Origin of the sequence: Aquiflexum balticum DSM 16537, from assembly GCF_900176595.1 — a bacterium.
In the GTDB taxonomy this organism is placed as follows: Bacteria; Bacteroidota; Bacteroidia; order Cytophagales; family Cyclobacteriaceae; genus Aquiflexum; species Aquiflexum balticum.
The window spans coordinates 5459114-5481344 of sequence record NZ_LT838813.1 but is presented as its reverse complement, the minus strand read 5'-3'; the positions used below and the strand labels follow the sequence as shown (position 1 = coordinate 5481344).

The following is a 22231-nucleotide window of genomic DNA, read 5'->3' as shown; positions in this document are numbered from 1 at the left end:
ATCAATTCAAAAGGTTTCCACTGGTTTTTTTGATGTCAAGATTTGCTTTGAGGTATTCGACCATGGTATTGATATAGTCTTGCTGGGCGTCCCTCAATGCATTATCAGCCAATAACACTTCGGAAAGACTTACCAAACCTTCCTGCTGTTGTAGCAGCGTTCTTTGGTAAACTGATTCGGCCAAAAGGATTTGTTGCTGACTGGTCTGTAATTGGTTTTTAGCTACTTGGATTTGGAGTAAGGCATTTTGGTGCAGCATATCCGTTTGTTGGGCAATCAACTCCTGTTGTAATTGGTCGTTTTGTAGTTCAATCTTTTTCTGATTGATTTTCTTATGAGTGACAGTTCCATTGAAAAGCGGTACGCTCAATTGAACTCCCACAAAGCTTACGGGAAAGAAATTCAGAAAAGATTCCGGATTTCCTGTAAAACCAAAACCTGTCTGTCCATAATTGCCATATAGAGCGAGATTAGGGATTCTGCTGTTTTTTAGGGTTGAGAGTTCCAGGAGACTGACCAGGTGCTTTTTCTCTTGGATCATTTCGTCCAAGGTTTTTTGGGTTGTCCATTCTTCTGTTTCTTTCAAATGGATCTCCAAAGGAATTTCCATTTCAGTATCCAAAGGAAGTCCCATAACAAATTTCAGTGCTCTCAAAACAGTTTCATACTGACTTTCTACTTGAATTGCGGCACTTTCAAGTTGTTGATTTTGTAAAAGTACTTTGTCCAAATCAGTCCGCTGTGCTAAAGTCTGTTCGAAAAGCAGACGTATATTTTTCTGCAATTTTTGGCTATTGGAGAGATTTTCTCTGATAAATGCCAGTTTGTTTTTCAATATCTGGGCATTATAATACAGATTCGAGACTTCCAGATATACCTGTTCTTTGGTTTTGGCTTCCTGTAAAAAAGTAAGTTCCTGATAAGCTGCCGATGCCTTGATGCTTCCCATTACTTGTGGGTCATAGAGGGGCATTTTAAAGGTCAGATTGGCACTGATATTATGAGGAACACCAAATTGGATTTCTTTGAACACTCCTTCAGGCCCACCGAAAGCAGATTGCGGCATCAATTGGTAGGGGAGTTCTGTAAAGTACCGGTAGTCTCCTTGAAGAAAAACCTTTGGCAGCAGTTGGGATTTTGCTTCCTGATTTTTAAGCTGGGCAATTTCCCCTTGGTTTTTTGCAATCAGTACGTTCTTGTTCTGCACCAATGCAGTATCTATACATGCTTCCAAAGACCATTCTTTGACCTGAGCCTTTGCTTGAGTGCTGATGATCAGGAGCAGTACCAATATTAATTTATGTATGTGAGTATTTACTAACATTATTTTAGAAATTTTTTTACTGTTTAATCAAAGTCAACAATGCTTCGAGCATATTTCTGCCCTGTCTATTGATGTCAAATTTGAAGTTTGAAATTTTCCATTTAAACATTTGCAGGCGGAAGGAGCCCATGATGATATGGACCAATTCTTCATTTGTGATAGCCTGGGTAAATGTACCTTTTTGCTGTCCCTGCATTACGATGGGCATCAGGTATTTCATTTTGACCTGCATCAGTTGCAAGATGGCCTGATTGATTTTATCAGATCCTTCCATTAAACCGTCAGAAAATACTGCCACCACATAATGAGGATTTTTGGAAAAAAAGCTGAACTGACTTTCAAAAAGAGCGATAAGATTTTCTTTTGGATCCGCATGAGGAATGAAAACTTTTTCCAGACGTTCATCCATATTGGTTCGTAAGTAATCCAACAAACCCAGAATGATATCTTCTTTACTGGGAAAATGCCTATAAAGTGCTGCTTCTGAAAAGCCGATTTCCTTAGCGAGATTTTTGGTAGTGAGTCCGCTCAAACCGGAAACGCTCAGTATTCTTCCCGCAGTTTCAATAATTTCAAGTTGTCTTTCGGAGATTTCCATTATGTTAGTTAGTATTTACTTACAAATATAAGTGTTTATTTTCAAACTCAAAATTTCAGGAGAAAATTTTCATGGAATATTTATCACCGGAAAATACACTCAACAGGCTATCCATAAAAGATACTGGTAAAGGATGACCTTTATCATAATTTAAAAGTTTCAGAATCCTTATTATTATGGTATGATCTCCAGTGATTATAAAAATCTTATGAATGGTAAAAACAATATCGCAATTGGCTTTTTGACAATGGGTTTTTTTATGGCCTATGGTTTCCTTTTGATTTATCTTCGTGACTTTGCTCCGGGCAAAGAAGAATGGGCGAACTCATACAGTATAGGAAAACATTTTGAAGTCAGGCTTGCCCATGTCCATGGCAATCTCTTTGCTTTCCTAAATATTCTTATAGGCTATTTGTTGCTGCGGTTTGGAGATAAACTTCCCAGTGTAAAAATCATTTCGTGGTTGGCTTTGATAGGTCTTTTGATGCCTATCGGAATTCTGGCGGAAGTCTATCTTGGATTTCCGCCCCTGTTGGTTTTAATTGGGGCCATTGCGATGACTGTGTCAGTGGTTTGGCTTGGAATTTCTTTTCTGAAAATGAAGGACCTTTTTCTCAAATGAAAAAGTTTTCGCTATATCTGGTGATAGCCGTATTAACGGGCTTTGGCTTGTTGACATTGTTTCTTAGCAGCTCGGTGATTTTTGATTTGTTTGAGATCAGAGAAAAGGAGGGGAACTATGTCTTGTTTGTAGTATGGGCAAATTTCCTGAGCAGTTTTCTATACCTGATTGCTGTTTATGGCATCATGACTTCAAAAACATGGACCTATAAAACCCTAGCCGTATCCATTCTGATTTTAACAGTGGCATTTATCGGTTTACTTTTCCACATCCAATCAGGAGGGATTTATGAGACAAAAACGTTAGGAGCCATGGTTTTCAGAATCGTGATGACTTTTGCCTTTGCGTTATTTGCTTATTTCACAATAAATAAAAATCCAAAAAAATGAATATCAAAGATTTACATCCTGAAGCAAAAGAAGTCTCAACAGCACTGCTATTCAAGACCACAGAAGGCAATGTCACCTCTCTCCAAATTCAGGAGGGTGAGCAATTGAAAGAACATATTTCAAAAGTGCCTGCCTTATTGATCAGCCTATCAGGCGAAGCTGTATTCGAAAATGAAAAAGGACTTAAGCTTACCCTCACTACAGGTGAATATGTGAACATTGAACCCATGGTCAAACATTGGATCAAGGCACATTCCAAAAGCAGCCTGATCCTTGTTAAGTGATTAATTGGAAAGGATAGCAAAACCCCATTCAGAGGAGTTCTAATAAAAAAAGTTCCATTGAATTCTTCATGAAAATTCAAAAGGTCTTGTTGGGTATATAAAGTAAAAGATCCTTTTTTGAAATTTTATTTTATTATATAAAAATCAGCCTGTTAGATGATAATTGTCACAAAAAAACAGTGTGATAAGATGTAAATTTAGTTATCAACAAATCCTTAAAGGACCAAAAAGATGAAAAAGATCCTATATACTACCGATTTTTCCAAAAATGCAGAACAGGCTTTGCCCATTGCTCTAAAGCTGGCCAAAAAGCACCATGCAGAAATCCACTTGTTACATGTTTTTGACATTCCGACTTCATGGGATTATCCTTACACGGAGGAACCTCTCGAAATGGAAAGACAGGCAATCAGAGAATCTGAAAAAAAATTAAATGAGCTCTTCGTTCAATATTCATCAGATTCGGTTGAAGGACTAAAAGTCATTTACCATGTCATTGAAAATCCATCTGTGGTAGATGGAGTCCTTTCCTGTATTCATGATGTCAATCCTGACATCCTCGTCATCGGAACTAAAGGAGGTAGCAAGGCCCGGGAAATTATTGTGGGAAGTTCAACCAAATCCCTTCTTTCCAAATCGCCTGTTCCTGTATTGGCCATACCAGAAAATATTTCATCCATGGAATTTGAAAGAATACTCTATGCAAGTGATCTGTATGAAGAAGATATCAAAGCCTTGGAACAATTAATCCATATTCTGGAACCCTTCCAGCCGCTTATTAGGGTAGTTCATATAAGTAACCACGATGCCAATTTCGAAGCCAAAAAAATCGAGTGGTTTAAAGAATTGCTTAAGGATAGAAATTTGAATAAAAATATTGAATTGATTCATCATCTTTCTTCATCAATCGCTGAGGGCCTTGAATCAATTTTATCCAAAAATAATTTTGATCTGCTCGTCATGCTGGAAAAAGAGAGGCATGGCATAATTGACCATTTGTTTCATAAAGACCTGGTCAAGAAAATGGAATTCAGAACGAGGATACCTCTTTTGAGTTTTAACCAACACCATATCAAATAAAGGATTTAAAAACAGCCAATTAAACGATAGAAATCATGATAGCAAGAAGAATTTACCTGGGATTATTGATATTCTCAATTTTGATCGGGGTTTACTTTTACGGTATAGCAGTCGAAAATTTTGACAAAGAGTTCCTGAAAATCTTTTCAATATTGCCTTTCTTTTTATTTATGGCCGGTGTACATGGTCTTTTCGCCCACTTATTGACTCCTACTACAAAAAGTAAAATGATCTCATATCCATTGGTCATGGGTATGGTTTATGTTCTGCTTTTCTTTATTCACTTATTCGTGATCGTGCCCATAATATGTCCAAACTTCTAAAAAAAGACATATGAAAGATTTACATAAATTAATTGATGAAATAACAAAAACCACTTTGTTAATTGAAAGTCATTATCCTGAACTGTACTGTTTTCTGGACGAAAACCCAATTACTATTCCGATTGAAAATGGAAGTCAAATAGATGAAAATTCACTTCAAAACTATCTTGAGAGTCTGCAGCAACTTCTTTTACATCATATTGAGGAGCATAAAAAATCTCCTGATTTCAAGAAAACATCTTCTTTAGGATTGAAATCCCAAATTTCAAAACTTTCCAGGGATGTAAGGGAAAGGACCTTAAATAGATTCCAACAAATACCCTCGGGATTTATCAATTGGAGGCTGAACAGTAACAGCATGAGTTTTGGGGATATTGCGGCCCACCTCGTTTATGTTGATGAACTCTTTCTGAATATGATGGAAAAGCAGGAGAAAAAGTATACTTGGGTTTTGGGGACTGATAGCCCCCACTTAAACGTTGACAGTGGATCTTTCACCAAACTGATAAATAAACTTCAAGGACTGCAATCAAAAAGAGAAGCAATACTTGAAAACCTGGATGAATCGGAATTTTCTGAAATTGTCACAGATGAAAATGGGGAAGATTCAAGTCTTTGGTGGTTTGTGATGGACAGGTTGATAGAACATGAGGTGTATCACCGCGGGCAAATGTCCGTATACCTTAAACTTCTGAAAGGTGAACCTGACCGCATTTAACCTTAGTCCATTAAAATTCTTTTTTATTTACAAGGATTTTTTTTTAATGCCTATAAAGTCTTTCTGATTGAATAGTTGTTTACTATTTAGGTATGTGTTGAAGTACCTTTTAATTTTCAGAAGAGAATAAATGCCTAAAATTCAAGAAGCAGTCTGACCGAAGCAAGGCAATTGCCAGGAAGAAATTACTTGGCTTAAGAAACCGGATAAAAATGTCAGGTCACCTCTTTTAAGCAGCACAAAATGTGTGATAAACATAAATTGTTTTTTTATCTCTGTAATGCTTATTCCATTAAAGATGTCCATCTTTATTAAGATTGAGTTTTGCAATAGCATGTAAATGGAAGCTGTAAGTCCAAATTAAAAACTTTATGAATGCTTGCACTGTGACAGACGGTAAACAAATCCTGAATATTTAATCATGAACATTATTGATAACGTCATTCAACATTTTAAAAGTGAAAATTACAAAGAGGACTTGATTTCTGTCGAAGGGATTTGTCCTGTTTGCTGGGGAAAACAGGAATACGACTGAAAAATCAGAACATTAATTAAAAGATAAACAGATCGATATCAACAATCATCAAGACAGCTATATGCTTTTTCAGGATTTTGTGAAACACCACATTGACGGAGTCACGCTCTTGGAAGGTATTGTGACTGATTGCCCAGACTGTTCGACTGAAAATATTAAAATGAATAAACAGATGACAATAAAGAAAATTAAGGAGGAACTGAATTCAGCTGACAGTCCCGTTGCAAAGTCGCTTCACCATGGAACAGGTTTCAAAGTTCTCATGATGGGGTTTAAGAAAGGGATGATTTTGATTGAACATAAAGCTCATGTTAAATCAAAATTAACTGTTTTGGAAGGAGCGGTCATTTACAAGGAAGAATCAAGGGTGGTGGAACTTGGCCAATATGACGAAGTTGAAATCCCAGTTGAAATTACCCAATCCGTAGAAGCAATTGAGGACAGCCTTTGTATTTTGTCTCAAGGAGCATCATAAATTAATATTATCTGCGACTGGGTTCTTTAGTTTGTAAGATGTAGATTTGTCTTATAAATGATTACTCCGTATGGGTAAATTCCAATCCATCAAAAGAAAATTGTTTCTATACAGCTTAATCCCCCCTAGAGCTTGGAGACCTTATGCGATTGTTTTAGTAGCTGCTATTTTTGGTCTTGGGATTTACTTATTACGCTTAAGCAATGCCGCATCTTATTTGTCGGATGATCCACAGGCATGTGTGAATTGCCATATCATGACACCACAATACATCACTTGGACACGCAGTTCCCATCGGGAAGTAGCCCATTGTAATGACTGCCACGTCCCTCATGACAATATTGCAAACAAATATTTTTTCAAAGCCAAAGATGGCTTGTACCATGCCTCTATTTTTACAATGAGAGCCGAACCCCAGGTTATCAAAGCCTTGGGACCTTCCATCAAGGTCATACAGAGTAATTGTATCAGGTGCCATGAGGACCAAGTGACAGATGCCAAATTGATCGGATTGGTAGAAAACCATCATCCGCATCGTACAGACCGAATCTGCTGGGAATGCCACAGGGAAGTTCCTCATGGAAAAGTAAGGAGTCTGGCTTCTGTAGGACATCAAATTGAACCCATTCGGGCCCATGCCCCAACCGATCTGGAGATTATTCCCAAATGGCTTAAAGAAAGCATGCAACAAAGCAAACAGTAATTAGGACATTCTTAAAACCACATACTCATGAAAAATTGGATTCTTTTTGGATTAACAGCCGTAATAGTCTTTTTATTGGCCATGCTGGCCTATTCTATTATGGACAGGAAAACTGAGGCGAGATTTGCATATCAACCCAAAGTACAGATAGAAGGAATTGAACCCAGGGATTCTGTTTGGGGATTGAATTATCCCAGGCAGTATCAATCCTATATGAAAACCCAGGACACCACTTTTAAAAGTATGTACAATACAAGTGGCTTTCAGGATGTATTGGATGACCAGCCAGAATTGGTGATTTTATGGGCAGGCTATGCATTCAGTAAAGATTACAACCAACCCAGAGGTCATGCTTATGCTATTACAGATGTGCAGAATTCTATCAGAATTGGCTCCCCCATGGAACCTGGTGATGGGGTGATGCCAAGTACTTGCTGGACCTGCAAAAGCCCTGATGTACCCAGGTTGATGAGTGAATTGGGGGTTACGGAATATTATAGCACCAAATTATCAAGTATGGGTTCAGAGGTCATCAATCCAATAGGATGTGCTGACTGTCATAATTCCCAAACCATGAACCTTACCATTACCCGCCCTGCTTTGATTGAAGCTTTCGAAGCCATGGGCAAGGACATCAATCAATCTTCTCATCAGGAAATGCGCTCATTGGTCTGTGCTCAGTGCCATGTAGAATACTATTTTGACAAGACAAAGCCCGGAAAAGAAAAAGCAAATTACCTCACCTTCCCATGGAAAGATGGGTTGAGTGTGGAAGCTATGGAAAATTATTATGACAATATTGATTTTGCGGATTGGACACATCCCATCAGCAAAACCAAAATGCTTAAAGCACAGCATCCCGATTATGAAATTTTTGAAATGGGTGTACATGCCAAAAGAGGTGTTTCCTGTGCAGATTGCCATATGCCTTACAAAAATGAGGGCGGACAAAAATTCACAGACCACCATATCGGTTCACCACTCAGCAATGTAGAAAACTCCTGTTTCGTTTGTCACAGGGAAAAACAGGAGGATCTGATGACAGATGTCTATGATCGCCAACGAAAAGTCAAAGAAGGGTCTTCGAAATTACAGAAACAGATTGCGATGGCACATATTGAAGCAGGAAAGGCTTGGGAATTAGGTGCCACTGAAGAACAGATGAAAGATATCCAAAAAGGTATACGCCATGCACAATGGAGATGGGATTTTGTAGTGGCTTCCCATGGTGGGGCATTCCATGCCCCTTTGGAATCCAGTAGGATTATCACCTCGGCCATGAGTACAATTCAGGAAAGTAGAATCCAACTTACCAGATTATTGTCTTCATTGGGCCACAATAAGCCTGTAGATATGCCTGACTTTAATGATAAAACAGCTTTACAGACCTACATTGGCCTTGATATGGAAAAAGAATGGGCAGACAAAGCCAAATTCCTAGAGCAGGTAGTTCCGCAATGGCTGAAGGAAGGCAAAGCCAGGGAAGCTAAAAAAGAAGTTAAAGTCCTAAGTAGCAAATAACCAATAAATCCCTTCAGCTATGAAAAAGCTATTAATATTGGGTTGGGGAATCTTATTTTTCCTCTCCTATCAGGACCTGTCTGCCCAATTCAAAATAGACGGACAAATTCTTCAGCGTTCAGAGTTCCGAAACGGATTTGGAAGACTTATCTCTGAGGATCAAAAACCCTTCGCTTTTATCGGTCATCGTGCCAGGCTACAAGCCGCCTATGAAATGGAAAATTTCACTTTCTATATGAGCATACAGGATGTCAGGGTTTGGGGAAATACGCCGCAAGTAAAAGCCTCGGACAACTTCCTGTCCCTACATGAGGCTTGGGCAATTGCCAAAATTTCGGATACTTGGAAAGTTAAATTGGGAAGACAGGAACTCAATTATGACAACTTTAGGTTTTTGGGAAATTTGGATTGGGCATTGCAGGGAAGGGCACATGATTTTGCTTTGGTGATGCATGAAAAAGATAATATGAAATTCCATTTTGGTGGGGCATATAACCAAGCAGCACAGGCACTTGTAGATCAGCCATTTTTAATCCCTAACCAATATAAAATCGCCCAAATGGCCAGGTATGAAAACAAATGGGGAAAGGTACAGTTTTCTGCATTGTTCTGGAATGATGGGCGTGAATGGCAAAACTTTGATACCAATGGCACGCTTTTGGAAAAAGGAATCCGCTATAGGTCTACCTTAGGCGTACCCACCTTAAAATACAATTCAGGAAATTCTCAGCTATCTGCCTTTTATTACCACCAGTTCGGAAAGGATATCGCAGGAAGAAGCCTGAATGCATATAATTTCAGTCTTGCCTATAACCATACTTTTCCTATCAACCTAGAACAAGGTAAAGTTTGGACTATATCTATAGGTACCGAACATATCAGCGGCACTGCCAACAATGAGACTGAAACAAACAATTCATACAACCCGCTTTACGGCACCAATCATTTATTCAACGGGTATATGGATTTGTTTTTTGTGGGAGGAACACATGAGGAGAATGTGGGTCTGGAAGATTATTTTATCCGGTCCCGGTATGCTTTCAGCAAAAAATTCTTTCTTCAAGGGGACATCCATACATTCTTTGCCCAGAATAAAATTTTCAGATTGGAAGAACCGGGCAGTTCAAATCAATTGGATCCTTACTTTGGAACACAACTGGATTTTAGTTTGGGCTATATCGTCAATGAAGCATTTTCCATTCAAAGTGGATATAGTCAATTTTTCAATACCGATTCATTTGCTTACATTCAAAACAACAGCAATCCAAAAGGAATCCAAAATTGGGCCTACCTCATGCTAATTTTCAGACCAACCATGAAAAATAAATTCATCGGTATTTTGCTCTAAAAAAATGAAAATCATCAGAATACTGCTTTCCACCAAAGTTACCTTGGTCTTGTTCATAGCATTTGCAGGATCAATGGCTGTGGCTACATTTATCGAAAATGACCACGGAACTCCCGTAGCCCGCTCCATGGTTTATGATGCTTGGTGGTTTGAAATTATCATGGTTTGGATGGGCATCAACTTTTTGGCCCACATCAACCAATACCGGCTGTTTCATAAAAACCGCTGGCCTATCGGCCTCTTTCATATTGCCTTTGTCATCATCATCTTAGGGGCCGGAGTAACGCGATATTTCAGTAAAGAAGGCATCATGCATATCCGTCAGGGCCAAGAAGAAAATACTTTTTACACCACTTCACATTACCTACAGATCAATGAAAGTAATGAAAATAACCTCCATTCCTTTGAAAAACCCCTCTTGTTACTCCCTAAGGACTTTAAGCCCAAAACCATTTCTGCCAAATTGGGCGACACCAAATTCAAGGTGGTCTTTGAAGAATACATTCAAGGCGCTAAAGAAGAATTCTTGGACGGAACGGAGACCTTTGTTGATTTGGCGGTTGCCATAGGTGCAGGAAGGGAAGATTATTTGGTGGATAAAGGAAAATTTATCCAAATGGGTGATATTACCCTTAGCACCAAAAATGATCCAATCCACACCATCCGCATTTACAAAGAAAACCAAACCTGGTTCATTGAATCCGATCTACATTTACAAATGATGGAGATGGCTACCCAACAAATGGGCAATCAGCATTCAGGAGAAACCCAGCCACTCAAATTGCGGACGCTTTATCAATGGGACGGTGGTGCGTTTATGGTCAAAGGAATCCATGAAAACGCCAAACTGGGCTATGGAGCAGAAAAAGATCCTCAATTGGCCAAAAACCTGTTGGATGTGGTCAAATACAGCATCCAAGATGAATCCGGTCAAACGATCAAAGAGGCTTTTGTGAAAATGGTCAGCTTCAATCCAAGTTGGACTACTTTTACTTATGAAAGTAAGAACTACTCGGCCACTTTTGGCCCTAAACCCATACACTTGCCTTTTGGTCTTTACCTTAATGCATTCGAACTGGAAAGATATCCCGGAAGTCAAAGTCCATCGAGCTATGCCAGTGAAGTCATGGTGATGGATCAAGGTGAGGAGTTTCCCTATCGTATCTTCATGAATAATGTATTGGATTACAAAGGATTCAGGTTTTACCAATCTTCCTATGATACCGATGAAAGGGGTACGGTACTTTCTGTCAATCAGGACAGACCCGGCACCTATATCACTTATTTGGGTTATCTGCTTTTGACATTAGGGATGTTTTTGACCCTATTTGCCAAAGGCAGCAGGTTTAGAATTCTGAATACCAAACTCAGCAATATCAAAAAAGTAGCTGCAACTCTTCTGGTTTTATTGGGAACAACTGTCAACATTTTTGGCCAGGAAATTGAATCAATAAACCCCGCCATAGTCCCTTTGCAACAAGCGGAGGCTTATGGCAAACTCATTGTTCAGGATTTGGATGGAAGAATGAAGCCATTGAATACCCTAGCCAATGAAATCACCAGAAAGCTTACCGGAAAAACATACGTGACTATCCCAAATCAGGAAGGCGATTTCAAATTAAGTCCGGAACAATTCCTCTTGGCCGTACAAATGGATCCTACCACATATAGTCATCTACCCTTGATAAAAATCGACAAAACAAAGTCCTTTGAGGTTTTTCAGCTTTTGGGTATAGAAGCAAGTGACAGAATCAGTTTCCGGGATTTTTTGGATGAGGAAGGAAACTACCTGATACAGGATTTGGTAGAAAAAGCCAATCAACTCAAGCCTGCCGAAAGAAATGAAGGACATAAAGAATTACTCAAAACCGATGAAAGATTCAATATTTTCTATGGTTTGTTGACTGGGGACTTTCTCCGCCTATTCCCAAACAAGCTGGATGGAAACAATACTTGGTTCACAGGTCAGCAGTTTATGCAGGGATTTGATGAAGAAGACGGTATTTTTGTCAAAAACATCACACCACTTTATCTCAATGCACTCGGTAAAGGTATTGTAGAAGGGAACTGGGAAGAAGCTGAAGAAACCTTATCATACATTGCATTGTATCAGGAAAAAATCGGGGCCGAAGTCTATCCCACATCCAATGAAATTAAAGCAGAACTGCTCTATAACAAATTGAATCTTGGAACGAGGCTATTTGGTTTGTTTTGGCTTTTAGGTGCAATTATGTTGTTTTTGGGGATTTTAATGCTATTCAAGAATGACGGAATTTTGAAAAAAATCTGGTCAGTCGGTAAAATATTGACATGGTTAGGATTTTTGGCTTTTACTTTTCACTTAAGTTTGAGGTGGTACATCGCCAAACATCCACCTTGGAGTGATGGATTTGAGATGCTGGTTTTTGTGGCTTGGGGTGTATTGCTTTTTGGGCTGTTGTTTTCGGCCAAGTCAAAGTTTACCCTGCCTTTGGGTCTCATTTTTTCAGGAACACTGCTTTTCGTTGGTTTCTTGGATTGGCTCAATCCCGAAATCACCAACCTGATGCCTGTCCTGAATTCCTACTGGCTCAAAATCCACGTTGCCATTATTGTAAGCAGTTACGCCCCTTTGGCTCTGGCCGCGATTATTGCATTGCTAAGTTTGATCTTGATCATATTCAAGCCCAATGATCCTGGGAAAAAATGGTGGAGCAGTATCCGTGAATTGCAGATGGTAAACGAAATGTCAATTACCATCGGGTTGTTTCTTTTGGCAATAGGAACATTTTTGGGTGGCGTTTGGGCCAATGAAAGCTGGGGAAGGTATTGGGCATGGGATCCCAAAGAAACTTGGGCATTGATTTCGGTTATCGTCTATGCATTTGTATTGCACCTCAGGCTGATTCCAAAATTCAAAAATGGACTGGTATTCAATCTTGCAAGCCTTTGGGCATTTTCCTCAATCGTCATGACCTCTTTTGGAGTGAATTATTACCTGTCAGGTCTTCACTCTTATGCAGCCGGAGATCCTGTGCCTGTTCCAATATGGGTTTATTGGATTGTTTTGGTTTTATTGACTATTTCTGTATTCGCTATTTTCAAATACAAAAACCTCAAAGAAGTTGAAATCAAACAGCTTGTGGTATAAACAAAATCAGGCAAACATTGTCGGCCGATTACGCTTGGTATATTCGATTGCTAACAGCGTATATCTGCACCTTTCAATTTTTTTTATTCCTTAGAGTTGTCGAAAGTATCTCCATTTCCTACCAAAACGAACAAGTAAATAGGCAGTTAGAGAAACCCAAAGGCGGTCAATCCGAAACCAGGCCATTGGTTCCATTCCCAACCAACTGATAGGAGGACCTTGGACAAGCTATTGAATATGGGGAGGTAAAATCTTCCCCCTTTCCTTTTTTCTGTATGTGGGTTTGCATTTAGGTAAACCTGAAGTGGGAGCAGCCTTTGTTCCTGACTATCTCCCTTTTCCCTACTTCTGGAATTACTTTACTCTGATTTGCATTTTGGCCTTTATCATCAGTGCGGTTATTGGAATTACAAATTCCAATTATCTGTTCTCTGGATTGCAATTCCCGAGAAGCTGACTATACCTCAAATAACTTATCCACCTCCCTCATCAACCTATCGGTCTCCATCAAAGCCACAATAATCTTTTGATAATGAAGGATATCTTCAAAATCCAATGTCCTGCCCTTTCTGTCTTTAAGCCATTTCTGGGCGGGTTGGTAGCCGCCGATGTAGAAGTTCCAGGCGGTCTCTCCGGGACTTGGTCGAAGTATTGGGTTGGGTTGATATAGACTTTTCCTACTATCAGACCTGTCAGTCCGCCTAGGCGGACTGACAGGTCTTTTTCCTTAGCTTCAAACCTAGGCTTATCTACTACATTATCTCCATCTACTGGATACTGCGTAATATATTGGCTGACTTGGGGACTTTCGAGGAGATGGATTTGCCTCAATTCTCTACCCAGACTTAACAACTTCCAAAACACCGCTGTATCTTTTGGATACGGTACCCTTGGGAAATCAATCTTCAAAAATTCCTTGTATTTCTCCCTGTAAGAAGGGCTATGCAATACCGCATAGATATAGTCCAACAGATCAATGGGTGCAAAATGCTGCCTGAATTCCGGTCTGACTTCTCCACTTTCAGCTAACCAAACATTCCCTTCCTTAGGTTTTTCAGGCACAAAACCAATCCCAAGCCATTTGAAATCTTTTCCACAATATCCATATTTAGGTTGGGTTTTCTACTTGGGCAATTTCCTATTTCAAGTTGGTTGTAGGATTCAGGGTAGAGGTAGAGAGGCAAGATATAATTTGGATTATATGCATCTAAATTCTTATTTTCAGTTATCTCTTAAAATATCCAAATGGTAGCGCCTTCAATCGCTTGACTAGGAATAATTAAGCAGTAATTATCTTTTTCGATTCTGTGTTTCATAAAACTTCCTTTATCATCACCTCTGACAATAATTTGATTAAAAATACTAATGCTGCCTTGCATTCGAAATCCTCAATGAGTATACCCTGGGCCTTCCATGACTTTGAAAATATGTAAGATGGCTGGGAAAATGGCATCCATGGATTCTTCTGCTCCTTTGGTTGAGCCAGGTAAGGCGAGAACCAAAGTATTTCCAATTAACCCAGCTACTGATCTGGAAAGCATGGAGTAAGGTGTTCGCTGTTGCCCGTAGGACCGGATTGCCTCTACTATTCCAGGAATTTCCTTTTCTAAGAGGGGCTTTATTGCCTCTGGCGTAATATCCCTGAGAGAAAGGCCAGTTCCTCCTGTTATTATTATAATATTTACCTTTTCTTCTACGAACTGCTTCAAAAGGGTTTGTATATCATGGATTTCATCTGGTATAACGAGATAATCATGGATATGGACGGCTGATTTTTCTAATTTGCCAATAATGACTTTTCCAGCTATGTCATCTTTTTTTCCTGCCGCAATAGAATCTGAGCAAACGATAACTGCTGCTTTAAGGGCTTCATTCTTATCTTTTGAAAAATCCGTTTTTCCTCCTTTTTTTTCTACCAATTTGATCTGCTCTATACATATGTTTTTATCAATGGGTTTTAGCATATCATACATTGTCAGGGCAACGACGGAAGCCGCATGCATGGCTTCGACTTCTACACCTGTTTTGTAAATTGTATGAATTTCAACAAATATATAGACTTCAAGATCTTTTATCTCATAGTTGATGGAAGTGAATTCTACAGGCAGTGGATGACAATCGGGAATCATATCCGCAGTTTTTTTGGCAGCAAAGAGGCCTGCGACCTTGGCCATTTCCAAGACGTCTCCTTTTGGAACCTTTTTCTGAATGATAGCATCGATTGTATCTACCGAACCCACTTTTACAATAGCTTGTGCGATTGCTTTACGAAGTGTGTTTGATTTATGAGTTATATTAATCATGGAATTAGAGTCTTTTTTAACATACCCTTTGACCAATATTGTTGACTCACAATCATAAGGATAAAATTCTTAATTTTTATGTTCAATTTGTTGAGCTATCTCTGGAGATTCTGTTTTGATGATTTTTCTAGTGACCTTGAGTATCCAGAAAAGACAAGTAACGGATAAGATAAACATCAGGATCCAGCTACTGGTCCAAAGCCCCGTCCAATCAAGTAAATAACCGAAGATTATGGGACAAACAAATCCACCGAGTCCTCCGATTACCCCTACCATACCTCCAACAGTTCCTACATCATCCGGGAAATAGTCCGGTATAAATCGGTAAACTCCTGCCTTTCCAATACCCCAAACGATACCAATCAATAAAACCAAAACGGCATAAACCCACATATTTGCTTCAAACGAAATTTGGGTAACTCCTTTGGCCAGTAATTCCTTTTTGGCAACATCTTGACCTTCCTTTACAACAGGTTCCTGCCAATTGTATTTGTGGGGAAGAAAGGAAGTCAAGTTATTGGGTTCATCCATTTTTTCATTTGCCATTTCTTTGGAAGCCAATCCATAACTTTTTTCTCCTACAATAATTTCTTGGTCACTAACCATTTTAACTTTTCCTGCACTGCCTGACATGATACCTTTGCCTGGGGTGAAGATATCCATTTTTGGAACCATCAGTAGTGCCGCCAAAATAATTGACCAACGGAAGGTACCTAACATCACCCTTCGTGCACCTAATTTATCACTCATCCAGCCCCCCAGCACACGTATTAAACCTGATGGAAAAGAGAATAAAGAGGCAAAAAGTCCAGCTACGACCAAGCTTGCGCCATAAACATTGACAAAATAGGGGACTAGCCACTGCGCAAATGCAACAAAGCAACCGAATACCAGAAAATAATAGAATCCAAACCGCCAAACACGGATGCTTTTCAGGGGTTTGAGAATCTGAGTCATAGTTCGTGCAGGAGCACCTGTTTTCTTATTAACAGAGAAGAAAATAAAAATCAAAGCCATCAATATGAGTACCCCGGCATAATATTGTGGCAAAAGCCTCCAATTTTCGGGATGTTCTCCATTACCTGTGAAGTTGTTCAATAGAGTAGGTGCCAACAAGGTAGTCAGAGCTGCGCCTGCATTACCTGCGCCAAAGATACCTAAGGCTCTTCCTTGCCAGCTTTTTGGAAACCAAACGGAAGTGTAGCCTATGCCTACGGCGAAGCCTGCACCAGCAAATCCAAAGAAAAAACTCAAAATGGCATAGGCCATGAAACTTTCTACATAGGCGATCAAATACATAGGTAAGGCACATAGAAGGAGTAAACCTGCAAAAATCCATTTTCCTCCATATTTATCTGTAAGAATACCCAAAGGTAAACGGAAAATAGCCCCTGTAAGAATGGGAATACCAAACAACCAACCTGTCTCAACAGGTCCCCAGTCAAAAATCCCATTGTCGGTAAGGTAGGTTACCATCACCCCATTAAATGTCCAAACGGCAAAGCAGATGGTAAACGCCAAGGTGTTAAGAAAAAGCATTCTGTAGGATAAAGAGTTGATTTGTTCCTGCATGGATTCTGGGTTTAGATTTTTTCCTTTACTTTAAAACTACTTAATGATTTTTTGATAGCCAATATGAAGCGTAGACTCTGTCTTCAGGTGTATTGATGTTCAAGAATTCAATTGGATTTTGCTCAGAGAAGTGATCTAAAGCAAATATTTCATGATGGTTGTCAAAAATAAAACTTTGAAGTTTCAATCTATTGTTTGCGATATCTTTTTCAATTAAAGAAGTCAAGCTTATAGGGTATACTCCAGGAAAGGGTAGTATTCTATTTTTTAAACTAGAAATTATAATACAGTGATCCTTAGATTGAGTAATCAATGCTTTCAAGGATTCAGCTTTCAAAAAAGGCATATCACAGCTCAGTAAGCAGACAGAATTTCCCGTGGTATTAGCCAAAGCAGTCAAAAGTCCCCCTAAAGGCCCTTTTTCTGGAATTTTATCCTGTATCACTTTTAATCCAAACTCTTGATAAGCAGCATTATGCGCAATGATATAGATTGGATATGGAAGTTCATTGAGTGATTCAATCAAATACTGAATCATAGGTTTTCCTTTAATCTGGACCAACCCTTTGTCACTGCCCATTCTGCTGCTTTTACCACCTGCCAAAATAAAAATTTCCAATCCTTTCATACTGCTGTTGTTGTTTTTCAATTAATTAAGTGAACGCTAGTATTGTGATTATTAATAAGGAGTCTGGATAAGCTTTACAAACTGAGTAACTCATAACTCTACCAATGGTAAATATTTATCAACGATCCAGCTTCTAGCTCCTCAGTTTCTTCAGTTACCTCAGCAAAACAATTAGTTACACCAAATGAAATCAGGTTAAATGATTCCTGGCCGGGCAAAATGTAAACCAATCCAATTTCTATGTGGGCTTTTAGGAAGAAAGTAATTCCGTTTTTTCTTCTTGAAGGTTCTGCCAAAGGAAGCTTTTCTGTAGGTTTCCAGGGACCATGATGCCCCATGTATTGTAAAAGTGCTGGCTTGACATATTGATTGAAGCAAATAATGACAGATGCAGGATTCCCAGGTAAAGCAAATACAATTTTTTTACCTAACAATCCAGCATAAAGGGGTTTACCAGATCTTTGTTTAATTTTATAAAACAATTCCTTTACTCCGGCGATTTCCAATGCTTTTTTTACATAGTCATAGTCACCAACTGATATACCTCCCGATAGCAGTACGACTTCAGTTTTTTCTATTACTTCGTCTATTGATTTTTTCAATTTTGATAAATGGTCTATTTAATTGAACGTATTCCTAGGGAATTACTGTATCAGCGGCTTTAGGCACAGGTGTGCTTGTGAAGGTTCTACTGGTTTACATGGCTGTAGTGGAAATGTTTTTTGTTCCCCTGCTGAGATTTCATTCATAACTTCCCATGATTCACGATTTTCATCCCAGCCCAGAGCATCCCCATCTATGGCTGAATTATCAAATGAGAGCACATCCAAAGGTGACAATATGTCTTTTGCTACAATCAAATCCATTGATTGTAACAGTGGAATAAGTTGAATTTTTCCTTCTGTTACACATGCTTGTAAAATTGACATGGCTTGATTTACAGAGATCATTTTAAGCTTTGCAAATTGAAAATAAAGGCTTGAATTAAGGTGAAAAGAAAATTATAAGTTGTTTTTATAAGCTAAACGTTTAATTTAACAACTTGCCTTTTTTAATAGATCATAAAGGATTTATTCCTTAATTTTGGGGTTTCTTGGTTCAGGTAAATAACGCAAAAGCCAAGCTGATGTGATAAATAAAACCAAAGACCCAAGAAATGTGCTGACTGCAATTTTGAAATTCTCTGTCAATGCATTGTTCAGGGCAGAATACAGTAGCCAAATCTGAATACTGACCAAAAGAATCAATAATAGGGTGATTCCTGTCATTAAGGTATTGGTCTTATTAGGATGGGCTTCTTTTTGGGAATATCTGAAATTACTCATAATAATCAGGCTTTATGGCTTTTGGCTTTGACAAATACTTTTCCGTTTTCTATCACTACATCTAATTGAGGCAAAGGTCTTGGGGGTGGGCCTTGTGTAACTACCCCGGTGCGGGGATCAAAATAACCTTTGTGGCAGGGGCATTCGATCAAGTTTAGATCTTTTCTGTAAATGACAGCACAGGCCAGATGTGTACATTTTTGTTCAAAAGCCCTCCACTCTCCATCTTCCAAATGGATCAGTATATAAGGGATGACCTTATCCCCTTCAATTTCGAATTGTAGCATTTCGCCCATTGGTAGCTGACCTTCTTCGCAAATGAGATGTTGACCTTCCAGTTCTTTTTCAGGGAAGGCGATGCTTTTAAGGACAATAGCCCCATTGCCAAGAGCTAGTGCTCCAGAGAAAAGGGTAAGGAATTTAGCAAATTCTCTTCTGGAAACATGAGTTGCCTCCTCCTTGTCTATGGGGAAATCGTTTTTCCACTTTGGTGTTTCACCTGCTTTTTGTTCTTTCATAGTACCGGCTGATTAATGCACTTTTAGGTAATTGCTGCCTTTTGGCATCATGATTTTTACTTTGGTTTTCACTTCCTGTTCTCCGAATATAAAGGTATCTACAGGTACACTGTCAGGCCTCTTTTTTTCGATTTCTTCCCTTGTTCCATAAAATAGGGCTTGTGAAGGGCAAACAGTAGCGCACATAGGTTTTTTGCCTGCTGAGGTGCGGTCATAGCACATGTTACATTTCATCATCAACTCAGCTTGCTCCTGTTTTTTCGGAACACCAAAAGGACAAGCAAGTACGCAGTTGGAGCATCCTATGCAGCGGGAAGTCTCAGCAGTGTGCACTACTCCAAATTCATCTTTGGAAATGGCATCTGCAGGACAAACGTTGGCACAGGCTGGGTCTTCACAGTGCATACAGACTTGTACTGTGGTTTGAGTGGAGATCGCCCTTTCCACATAGTGAATGTGGATCATACTTTCCTGTCCGTTAGTTTCACACTCAGCACAGGCCATTTCACAGGCATGGCAGCCAATACAGCGCTGCATGTCGATAAAAAATCCCATTTGTTGATCATATTTTGTACTGCTAGGCATAATTGGTGTAGTTTTTATGGATTTATGGTTTCATGGCTTTGATAGGCTAAAGAATCTATAGCCGGGGCAGCCCATTTCCTCAAAGGCTCTAATTTGCAGGCGCATACTTTAAATTCAGGAATTTTAGATACAGGGTCTAGGGTTCCAATGGTCAATTGGTTGGCAGACTGACTGCCTCCCCAGTGATATGGAAGGAAAACAGTATCGGGTCTGATGGTTTCCACGATTTGAGCAGGAAATATTGCCTCTCCTCTTCTTGTGGATACTTTGACCAATTCCCTTTCCTTGATACCAAACTGTTGAGCAAGACTTGGATGTATTTCCAAAAGTGGTTCAGGGTATTGGTCAACCAATTTTCCGATCCGGCGTGTTTGGGTACCTGAAAGGTATTGGGATACTACCCGGCCTGTGGTCAAGACCACCGGGTATTCTTTATCTGTTGTTTCAGAGGGTTCCCTGAAGGGGACTGGGTTAAAGTGGGCCTTTTGGTCAGGTGTTCTGAATTTTTTATCTTCCCAAAGCCTTGGAGTTCCAGGATGGTCTTCAGAAGGACATGGCCAAAAAATTCCCATATTTTCTTCAATTCTTTTATAAGTGATCCCGAAATAATCTGCCGTTCCCCCTTTGGAGGCCACTCTCAATTCATTGAAGATGGCTTCACTATTTTCAAAATTGAATTTATCACCAGCTCCTAACCTTTTAGCCAATTCCATGATGATTTCACCATCTCTTTTTGCATTTCCAGGAGGGGTAATGGCTTCATTGATTTTCACAACTCTGCCTTCGGCTGTTGTGACAGTACCTTCCTCTTCTTCATGCAATGAACCGGCCATGATCATATCCGCATGTCTGGCGGTTTCATTAAGAAAGAAATCGATGGCTACATAATATTCTAATTTTTCCAAAGCTTCTCTTACAAAATTATTGTTCGGGAGAGATACCAAAGGATTGAAACATATAGTAATCAATCCTTTTATTTCTCCACGATGGATGGCTTCAATAATTTCATAGGCAGAGAGTCCCTTTCCGGGCATATCTTTTTCATCAATGCCCCATACACCAGCAATGTATTTTCGATGCTCCGGATTGGTGATGTCTCTGTTTCCCGGCAACTGATCGCATTTGTGTCCATGTTCCCTACCACCCTGACCATTGCCTTGACCTGTGATGGTACCATAGCCGCAATATGGTTTACCTATTCTTCCCGTAGCCAACACGATATTGATACAACTTACCACATTGTCTACACCTTTGGTGTGATGCTCTATGCCTCTGGCATGTAATAGAAAAGAAGTGTCTGTTTTTCCCCACCATTCAGCCGCGAGTCTAATTTTTTCTTTGTCTATACCTGTGGTTGCTTCAGCCCAGTCCAGATCGAAATCCTTGACTGCCTCAATGGCTTGGTCAAATCCTGAGGTATGATTTTCTATAAAATCATGGTCTAACCAATCATTATCGACCAGTTGCTTGAGAATTGCTCCAAAAAGGGCTGAGTCTGTGCCTGGTTTTACTGGAAGGTGTAGGTCAGCCGTTCTTGCAATAGGGGTAACCCTTGGGTCCACCACAATCAATTTGGCAGCATTATCCCTGGCTTCCCAGATATAATGCGTAAGAGTAGGAAATGTTTCTGAAACGTTGGTACCAGCGATAATGATTACCTTTGCATTTTTCAGGTCTGACCAGGAGTTGGAAATCCTGTCCAGACCGAAGGCCTTTTTGTTTCCTGCACCAGCACTTACCATGCAAAGTCTTCCATTGTAGTCCAGGTTGGCCGTTTTCAAAGCTACCCTGGCAAATTTACCGATCATGTAACTTTTTTCGTTGGTAAGGGAAACCCCAGAGAGCATGGCAAATGCATCATTGCCGTAGGTGGATTGAATCCTTTTGATTTCATTGACAGTTCTTCCCATGGCTGTTTCCCAGTCAATAGGCTCAAAACCTTTACCTTCCACTCGTTGTAAAGGGCTTAGGATTCTGTCCGGATGGTTGTTTTGGAGATATCTTTGTACACCCTTGGGGCAGAGTCTTCCTTCATTGAAAGGGAATTCCATCCATGGTTCAAATCCCGCGATTTGGTTGTCTTTTACTTTGAGTTGGATACCACATTGCATGCCACAGAAGCAGCAGTGGGTTTTGACCAATCGGTCAGGTTCGTGGGTACCATGGAAGCCACTCTTGGGAGTATATCCTTTATGGGGTCCAAATTTTTCTATAATTTGATCGGCAGATACTGGTAATTTAGCCATGATA

General features: G+C 39.6%; 23 protein-coding genes and 1 pseudogene. 11 read left to right on the top strand and 13 right to left on the bottom strand.

What is annotated here, in order from left to right; all coding sequences use genetic code 11:
• Window position 1: 1 nt before the first annotated feature.
• Window positions 2–1324: a TolC family protein gene (locus tag B9A52_RS23240; protein ID WP_084122971.1), complete on the bottom strand. Its 1323-nt coding sequence runs from the start codon at window positions 1322–1324 to the stop codon at window positions 2–4.
• Between the two features lie 16 nt (window positions 1325–1340).
• On the bottom strand, window positions 1341–1922 hold the full coding sequence (locus B9A52_RS23235; protein ID WP_084122970.1) for a TetR/AcrR family transcriptional regulator: 582 nt from the start codon (window positions 1920–1922) through the stop codon (window positions 1341–1343).
• 208 nt (window positions 1923–2130) lie between these two features.
• Here B9A52_RS23235 and B9A52_RS23230 point away from each other — a divergent pair, with 208 nt between their 5' ends.
• From B9A52_RS23230 to ccsA, 11 genes are all read left to right on the top strand, one after another.
• Window positions 2131–2544, top strand: a complete 414-nt coding sequence (locus tag B9A52_RS23230; RefSeq protein ID WP_084123662.1) for a hypothetical protein — start codon at window positions 2131–2133, stop codon at window positions 2542–2544.
• Window positions 2541–2933, top strand: a complete 393-nt coding sequence (locus B9A52_RS23225) for a hypothetical protein (RefSeq protein ID WP_084122969.1) — start codon at window positions 2541–2543, stop codon at window positions 2931–2933. The genes B9A52_RS23230 and B9A52_RS23225 overlap by 4 nt, the downstream gene beginning before the upstream one ends.
• A complete protein-coding gene (locus tag B9A52_RS23220) occupies window positions 2930–3217 on the top strand; it encodes a cupin domain-containing protein (RefSeq protein WP_084122968.1) in 288 nt (95 codons plus the stop codon). The genes B9A52_RS23225 and B9A52_RS23220 overlap by 4 nt, the downstream gene beginning before the upstream one ends.
• Window positions 3218–3448: 231 nt before the next feature.
• Window positions 3449–4297: a universal stress protein gene (locus B9A52_RS23215; RefSeq protein WP_084122967.1), complete on the top strand. Its 849-nt coding sequence runs from the start codon at window positions 3449–3451 to the stop codon at window positions 4295–4297.
• 35 nt (window positions 4298–4332) lie between these two features.
• Entirely contained in the window at window positions 4333–4620 is a 288-nt protein-coding gene (locus B9A52_RS23210; protein WP_084122966.1) for a hypothetical protein, read from the top strand.
• A 10-nt stretch (window positions 4621–4630) separates the two neighbouring features.
• The gene (locus B9A52_RS23205) at window positions 4631–5338 is read left to right on the top strand and encodes a DinB family protein (protein ID WP_084122965.1); all 708 of its coding nucleotides are present in this window, start codon (window positions 4631–4633) and stop codon (window positions 5336–5338) included.
• 707 nt (window positions 5339–6045) lie between these two features.
• Window positions 6046–6348, top strand: coding sequence for a cupin domain-containing protein (locus B9A52_RS23195; RefSeq protein WP_084123661.1), 303 nt, complete (start codon window positions 6046–6048; stop codon window positions 6346–6348).
• A 70-nt stretch (window positions 6349–6418) separates the two neighbouring features.
• Window positions 6419–7051 (top strand): cytochrome c nitrite reductase small subunit, encoded by a 633-nt coding sequence (nrfH, locus tag B9A52_RS23190; protein ID WP_084122963.1) that lies wholly within the window; start codon window positions 6419–6421, stop codon window positions 7049–7051.
• A 27-nt stretch (window positions 7052–7078) separates the two neighbouring features.
• Window positions 7079–8572, top strand: a complete 1494-nt coding sequence (gene nrfA / locus B9A52_RS23185) for an ammonia-forming cytochrome c nitrite reductase (RefSeq protein WP_084122962.1) — start codon at window positions 7079–7081, stop codon at window positions 8570–8572.
• A gap of 19 nt (window positions 8573–8591) precedes the next feature.
• Entirely contained in the window at window positions 8592–9920 is a 1329-nt protein-coding gene (locus B9A52_RS23180) for an alginate export family protein (protein ID WP_084122961.1), read from the top strand.
• Between the two features lie 4 nt (window positions 9921–9924).
• Window positions 9925–13050 (top strand): cytochrome c biogenesis protein, encoded by a 3126-nt coding sequence (gene ccsA, locus B9A52_RS23175; protein ID WP_084122960.1) that lies wholly within the window; start codon window positions 9925–9927, stop codon window positions 13048–13050.
• A 457-nt stretch (window positions 13051–13507) separates the two neighbouring features.
• On the opposite strand, the gene B9A52_RS26430 is transcribed toward ccsA, so the two are convergent.
• From B9A52_RS26430 to B9A52_RS23125, 11 genes and pseudogenes are all read right to left on the bottom strand, one after another.
• Window positions 13508–13660, bottom strand: coding sequence for a hypothetical protein (locus tag B9A52_RS26430; protein ID WP_262483157.1), 153 nt, complete (start codon window positions 13658–13660; stop codon window positions 13508–13510).
• Window positions 13661–13743: 83 nt separating this feature from the next.
• Window positions 13744–14112: pseudogene (locus tag B9A52_RS26425) on the bottom strand (type ISP restriction/modification enzyme); the annotation flags it as partial.
• A gap of 326 nt (window positions 14113–14438) precedes the next feature.
• Complete coding sequence (gene moaCB, locus B9A52_RS23160) at window positions 14439–15353, bottom strand: bifunctional molybdenum cofactor biosynthesis protein MoaC/MoaB (RefSeq protein ID WP_084122959.1); 915 nt, start codon at window positions 15351–15353, stop codon at window positions 14439–14441.
• A gap of 69 nt (window positions 15354–15422) precedes the next feature.
• Window positions 15423–16925 (bottom strand): MFS transporter, encoded by a 1503-nt coding sequence (locus B9A52_RS23155; protein WP_084122958.1) that lies wholly within the window; start codon window positions 16923–16925, stop codon window positions 15423–15425.
• A gap of 40 nt (window positions 16926–16965) precedes the next feature.
• Window positions 16966–17553 carry a molybdenum cofactor guanylyltransferase gene (locus B9A52_RS23150; protein ID WP_084122957.1) on the bottom strand — a complete coding sequence of 196 codons (588 nt, stop codon included), beginning with the start codon at window positions 17551–17553 and terminating at the stop codon, window positions 16966–16968.
• Window positions 17554–17651: 98 nt separating this feature from the next.
• Complete coding sequence (locus B9A52_RS26040) at window positions 17652–18173, bottom strand: molybdopterin-binding protein (RefSeq protein WP_262483156.1); 522 nt, start codon at window positions 18171–18173, stop codon at window positions 17652–17654.
• A gap of 24 nt (window positions 18174–18197) precedes the next feature.
• Window positions 18198–18503, bottom strand: a complete 306-nt coding sequence (locus B9A52_RS26035; protein WP_262483138.1) for a MoeA family protein — start codon at window positions 18501–18503, stop codon at window positions 18198–18200.
• Window positions 18504–18623: 120 nt separating this feature from the next.
• Window positions 18624–18878: a DUF6755 family protein gene (locus B9A52_RS23140; RefSeq protein WP_084122956.1), complete on the bottom strand. Its 255-nt coding sequence runs from the start codon at window positions 18876–18878 to the stop codon at window positions 18624–18626.
• A gap of 5 nt (window positions 18879–18883) precedes the next feature.
• Window positions 18884–19396, bottom strand: coding sequence for a QcrA and Rieske domain-containing protein (locus tag B9A52_RS23135; protein ID WP_084122955.1), 513 nt, complete (start codon window positions 19394–19396; stop codon window positions 18884–18886).
• A gap of 12 nt (window positions 19397–19408) precedes the next feature.
• Window positions 19409–19981, bottom strand: coding sequence for a 4Fe-4S dicluster domain-containing protein (locus B9A52_RS23130; RefSeq protein ID WP_084122954.1), 573 nt, complete (start codon window positions 19979–19981; stop codon window positions 19409–19411).
• A gap of 14 nt (window positions 19982–19995) precedes the next feature.
• On the bottom strand, window positions 19996–22227 hold the full coding sequence (locus tag B9A52_RS23125; protein ID WP_084122953.1) for a molybdopterin oxidoreductase family protein: 2232 nt from the start codon (window positions 22225–22227) through the stop codon (window positions 19996–19998).
• Between the last annotated feature and the right edge of the window lie 4 nt (window positions 22228–22231).